The sequence below is a fragment of the Longimicrobium sp. genome, assembly GCF_036554565.1.
Taxonomy (GTDB): domain Bacteria; phylum Gemmatimonadota; class Gemmatimonadetes; order Longimicrobiales; family Longimicrobiaceae; genus Longimicrobium.
The window spans coordinates 1-4,072 of record NZ_DATBNB010000505.1; the positions used below are offsets into that span (position 1 = coordinate 1).

At 68.7% G+C, this 4,072-nt stretch carries 6 protein-coding genes; 5 read left to right on the top strand and 1 reads right to left on the bottom strand.

From position 1 onward, the window contains the following. A partial coding sequence (locus VIB55_RS13880; protein WP_331877250.1) for a S1 RNA-binding domain-containing protein occupies positions 1–1,323 on the top strand: 1,323 nt, incomplete at its 5' end. A gap of 83 nt (positions 1,324–1,406) precedes the next feature. Here the strand turns inward: VIB55_RS13880 and VIB55_RS13885 are convergent. After that, the gene (locus VIB55_RS13885; RefSeq protein WP_331877251.1) at positions 1,407–2,255 is read right to left on the bottom strand and encodes a DNA/RNA non-specific endonuclease; all 849 of its coding nucleotides are present in this window, start codon (positions 2,253–2,255) and stop codon (positions 1,407–1,409) included. 136 nt (positions 2,256–2,391) lie between these two features. Here VIB55_RS13885 and VIB55_RS13890 point away from each other — a divergent pair, with 136 nt between their 5' ends. From VIB55_RS13890 to VIB55_RS13905, 4 genes are all read left to right on the top strand, one after another. After that, positions 2,392–2,619 carry a maltose acetyltransferase domain-containing protein gene (locus tag VIB55_RS13890; RefSeq protein ID WP_331877252.1) on the top strand — a complete coding sequence of 76 codons (228 nt, stop codon included), beginning with the start codon at positions 2,392–2,394 and terminating at the stop codon, positions 2,617–2,619. Continuing rightward, positions 2,616–3,038, top strand: coding sequence for a VOC family protein (locus tag VIB55_RS13895; protein ID WP_331877253.1), 423 nt, complete (start codon positions 2,616–2,618; stop codon positions 3,036–3,038). Before VIB55_RS13890 ends, VIB55_RS13895 begins: the two co-directional genes overlap by 4 nt. Positions 3,039–3,126: 88 nt before the next feature. After that, positions 3,127–3,537, top strand: a complete 411-nt coding sequence (locus tag VIB55_RS13900) for a VOC family protein (protein ID WP_331877254.1) — start codon at positions 3,127–3,129, stop codon at positions 3,535–3,537. Positions 3,538–3,623: 86 nt separating this feature from the next. Further along, positions 3,624–4,072: hypothetical protein (locus VIB55_RS13905; protein WP_331877255.1), on the top strand; the 449-nt coding region annotated here is incomplete at its 3' end.

Here is a 4,072-nt window from a genome sequence, read left to right on the forward strand (position 1 = left end):
TTCAAGATCATCAAGCTCAACAAGCGCCGCCGCAACATCGTGGTGTCGCGCCGCGTGCTCCTGGAAGCCGACCGCGAGATCAAGCGCGACAAGCTGAAGAAGGAGCTCGAGGTAGGCCAGCAGCGCGTGGGCATCGTCAAGAACATCACCGACTTCGGTGCGTTCATCGACCTGGGCGGCATGGACGGCCTGCTGCACATCACCGACATGTCGTGGGGCCGCGTTGGCCACCCGTCCGAGGTGGTGGGCATCGGCGACGAGCTGGAGGTGAAGGTCCTGGACATCGACTGGGAGCGCGAGCGCCTGTCGCTGGGCCTGAAGCAGCTTCAGGACTACCCCTGGAAGGACGTCGAGACCAAGTACCCGGTGGGCGCCCGCGTTCGCGGCCGCGTCGTCTCGATCACCAACTACGGCGCCTTCGTGGAGCTGGAGAAGGGTGTCGAGGGCCTGGTGCACATCTCCGAGATGAGCTGGACGCGCAACGTCCGGCACCCGTCCAAGATCGTGTCGCTGGGCGATGAGATCGAGGCGGTGATCCTGAAGGTGGATCCGGAAGGCGAGAAGATCTCGCTCGGCATGAAGCAGATCGAGGAAGACCCGTGGCACGCGCTGCCGGCCAAGTACCCGGTGGGCACGCGCCTCAGCGGCAAGGTCCGCAACCTCACCAGCTTCGGTGCCTTCGTCGAGATCGAGCCGGGGATCGACGGCCTGGTGCACATCTCCGACATGAGCTGGACGAAGCGCATCCAGCACCCGTCGGAAGTCGTCAAGAAGGGTGACGACGTCGACGTGGTGATCCTGGGCGTGGACGCGGAGAACAAGCGCATCTCGCTGGGCCTGAAGCAGACCCAGGACGACCCGTGGGGCGACATCGCCACGCAGTACCACGCGGGCCAGGAGATCGCCGGCCCCATCACCCGCCTGCAGGACAAGGGCGTGGCGGTGGACCTGGGCAACGACGTCGAGGGCTTCGTGCCCGTTTCGCAGATCGGCGTGACCGGCCTGCAGAACCCGGCGGACGTGTTCGCCGAGGGCGACATGCTCGACATGCGCATCACCGAGGTCGACGCGGCCAACCACCGCATCGTCTGCGAAGTGGTGCGGGTGCCCAAGTTCGAGGGCGGCGAGCCGCAGTTCACCGTGGCGGCCACCCCGGCCGTCGCGGACGAGGCTTCGGAGACCACCGCGAGCGCCGACGACGCGCCCGCGGCCGACGAGGCCCCGGCTGCGGAGGCTTCGGCCGATGCGGCTCCGGCTGCGGACGAGGCTCCGGCTTCGGACGACGCTCCCGCCGCGGACGCCGGAACGGACGAGCAGGCGTAAACCTCCCGGACGCACCGCATCGCGCTGAAAACGGGCGCGGAGCTTCGGCTCCGCGCCCGTTTTGTCATCCGCAACCGACCGTGCTACCGGGCTTCCCAGTACGATTCCACGCCGTCGGTCAGCAGGTGCAGGAAGTTGTATCCGGTCTTGCTCTCGATGGCGTCGACGGTGGTGCGGTAGCTTTCCCACGAGGCGGTGGAAATCCCCGTGATGTTGGGCATGTCCACCGCGATCACCTCGATGCTGCTCGTCGACGTGGCCTGCGCCAGGCCCTGACCGTAGGGCATCAGCAGCGCGATCTTGTAGTTGCGCCGCGGGATGGCCACCTTGCCCGCGTTCAGCAGCGTGCCGCTGTACGAGTATCCGCCGGCCATGATGTAGATTTCCTTGTTGTTCGTCTGCGCCTGCGTCTGCAGGTACTGCTCGAACTTGTACCAGGGCCCGCCGTTCAGGTCCTGGTACTGCGGCAGGATGTTGGTCATCAGGAACGTCTGCTTATTGTGCTCCGACGACCAGGTGCGCTCCTCGCTGCGCACCATGTGGCCGCGGCTGAACCCCGAGTTCGTGTAGTCCGACGTCGTTACGCGGTAGCAGCCGGTGGGCAGCGTGCCGTCGGAGTAGAAGCTCGTGGAGCGCGCCGCGTCGCCGTAGTGCGTCTTGTTCAGGTTCCACGACACCCAGTTGGGCCCGCCGCGCGAGCAGTTGTACGAAATGTAGTGGGTGTTCTTGGAAAGCCGCACGTCGCTGGTGGACGACCCCGACGGCGCGCCGAACTCCACGTGGTTGCGGTAGATGGCGCTGGGGTAGGTGTAGAAGCTGGGTCCGTCGGGGTTGGTCGTGACTTCGGTCGGGCCGTCGGTGGAGCAGGCGGCCAGGGCCAGCATGGCGGCAAGACCCAGCACCGCGCGCGCGGTGATGCGAGGGAAGGGCATCAGCGTCCGTTCCTTGGGGGTGATTCAGAGACTCCGGGGATGACCACCGTTTTGCAACGTCGGTGCCCCACCAAGGAACGGCCGCTCGATCATCCCGCGGCCCCTGGCCGGGAGGCGCCACCCGCACTGGAGCCGCATGAGGATGGAACGCGTAAAGATGCTGGCGGGCGAGCTTTACGATCCCATGGACACCGGCCTGGTCGCCCGTCGCGAGCGCGCACGCGACCTGTGCCAGGCGCTGAACGCCACGGGCGAGGCCCGGCAGGCCGAGCGGCGGCGCATCGTGAGCGACCTGTTCTGGTCAGGTGGGGACACCGTTTTGGTGCAGCCGGCCTTCCCATCGATCACGGAGGAAGCGCAGTGAGGCCTCGCGTTACCGTCATCACCCTCGGCGTGGACCACCTGGAGCGGTCGCTCCGCTTCTACCGCGACGGGCTGGGCTTTCCGACAGAGGGGATCACCGGCGCCGAGTTCGAGCACGGCGCGGTGGTGTTCATCGACCTGCAGGCGGGGCTGAAGCTGGCGCTCTGGCCGCGGGCCAGCCTGGCGCACGACACCGGCCTTTCCGTCGCGCCTCCCTCCGCGACGGAGTTCACGCTGGGGCACAACGTCGCGTCCCGAGCGGAGGTGGATTCGGTGATGCAGCAAGCGCGGGCGGCGGGTGCCCGCATCGTGAAGGAGGCGCACGACACGTTCTGGGGCGGATACGCCGGCTACTTCCAGGACCCGGACGGGCACCTCTGGGAAGTCGTGTGGAACCCGTCGTTCGAGATCCAGGACTAGCCCCGGGCGACGCCGAGCCTTGCCCGCCGGGGCCGGCCCGGGCCATTGTGAGCACACGCCGCCCGCATTCCCCTGACGATCCAGTCCCATGGCCAACGCCCCGCTTGCCGCCCCGCCCGACGGACTTCAGGCCGTCGCCCTCACGGCCTCGCTGACCACCCCCGACCTGCAGGCGAGCCTGGCCTGGTACCACGAGGTGGTGGGCTTCGCGATCGACCAGCGCCACGAGCGCGAGGGCAGGCTGATGGCGGTGTCGCTGCGGTCCGGCGACGTGCGGATCCTGATCAGCCAGGACAATGGCGACAAGGGATTGGACCGGGCGAAGGGCGAGGGGTTCTCGCTGATGATCACCACCAGGCAGGACATCGACCCGCTCGCGGCGGCAATCAAGGCGCGTGGCGGCACGCTGGAGATGGAGCCGGCCACCATGCCCTGGGGGCCACGCATCTTCCGGCTGCGCGACCCGGACGGCTTCCGGTTGGCGATCTCGTCGCCGTAGCGCCGGGAGCGGCCGGAATCCTATACTCTCCGATCACCGTTCAGGTGAAGATCCGGCCCGCACCTCCACGCCTCTCCCGCCTGCCCATGCGCACGAGGCATCCGCTCGTTTCGCTGACCCTGCTTCTCACTCTCTGCGCGGCCGCCACGGACGGCGCAGCGCAGCAGCCCTCCGCCGCGCGGATGGTGGCGGAGGCGGCCCGCACCGAGCACTCCGATCCGGCGACCACGCTCCGCCTGACCCGCCAGGTGCTTCCGATGCTCGGGGCGCCCGGCTCCGACTCGCTGCGGATGCGTGCCCTGGTGCTGCGCTGCTGGGCGGCCGCCAGCGACGCGCCCGACTCGATCGCCGCGTGGGCAGAGGCGGGGCTGGCGGATGCCGTGCGGACGGGCGACGGGCGCGCCATCGCCAGCCTGCGCTCCTGCCGGGGGTACGCGCACCAGGAAGCCAACCGGTTCCGCGAGGCCGCCACGGACTTCGACAGCGCCGAGGCGCTGGCGCGCCGGCTGGGCGCGGCAGAGGAGCAGGCCGAGGC

Bases quoted from the DNA above. Each gene is read 5' to 3' on its own strand.
- VIB55_RS13885 (WP_331877251.1), bottom strand. From the start codon at position 2,255: ATGCCCTTCCCTCGCATCACCGCGCGCGCGGTGCTGGGTCTTGCCGCC.
- VIB55_RS13890 (WP_331877252.1), top strand. From the start codon at position 2,392: ATGAGGATGGAACGCGTAAAGATGCTGGCGGGCGAGCTTTACGATCCC.
- VIB55_RS13900 (WP_331877254.1), top strand. From the start codon at position 3,127: ATGGCCAACGCCCCGCTTGCCGCCCCGCCCGACGGACTTCAGGCCGTC.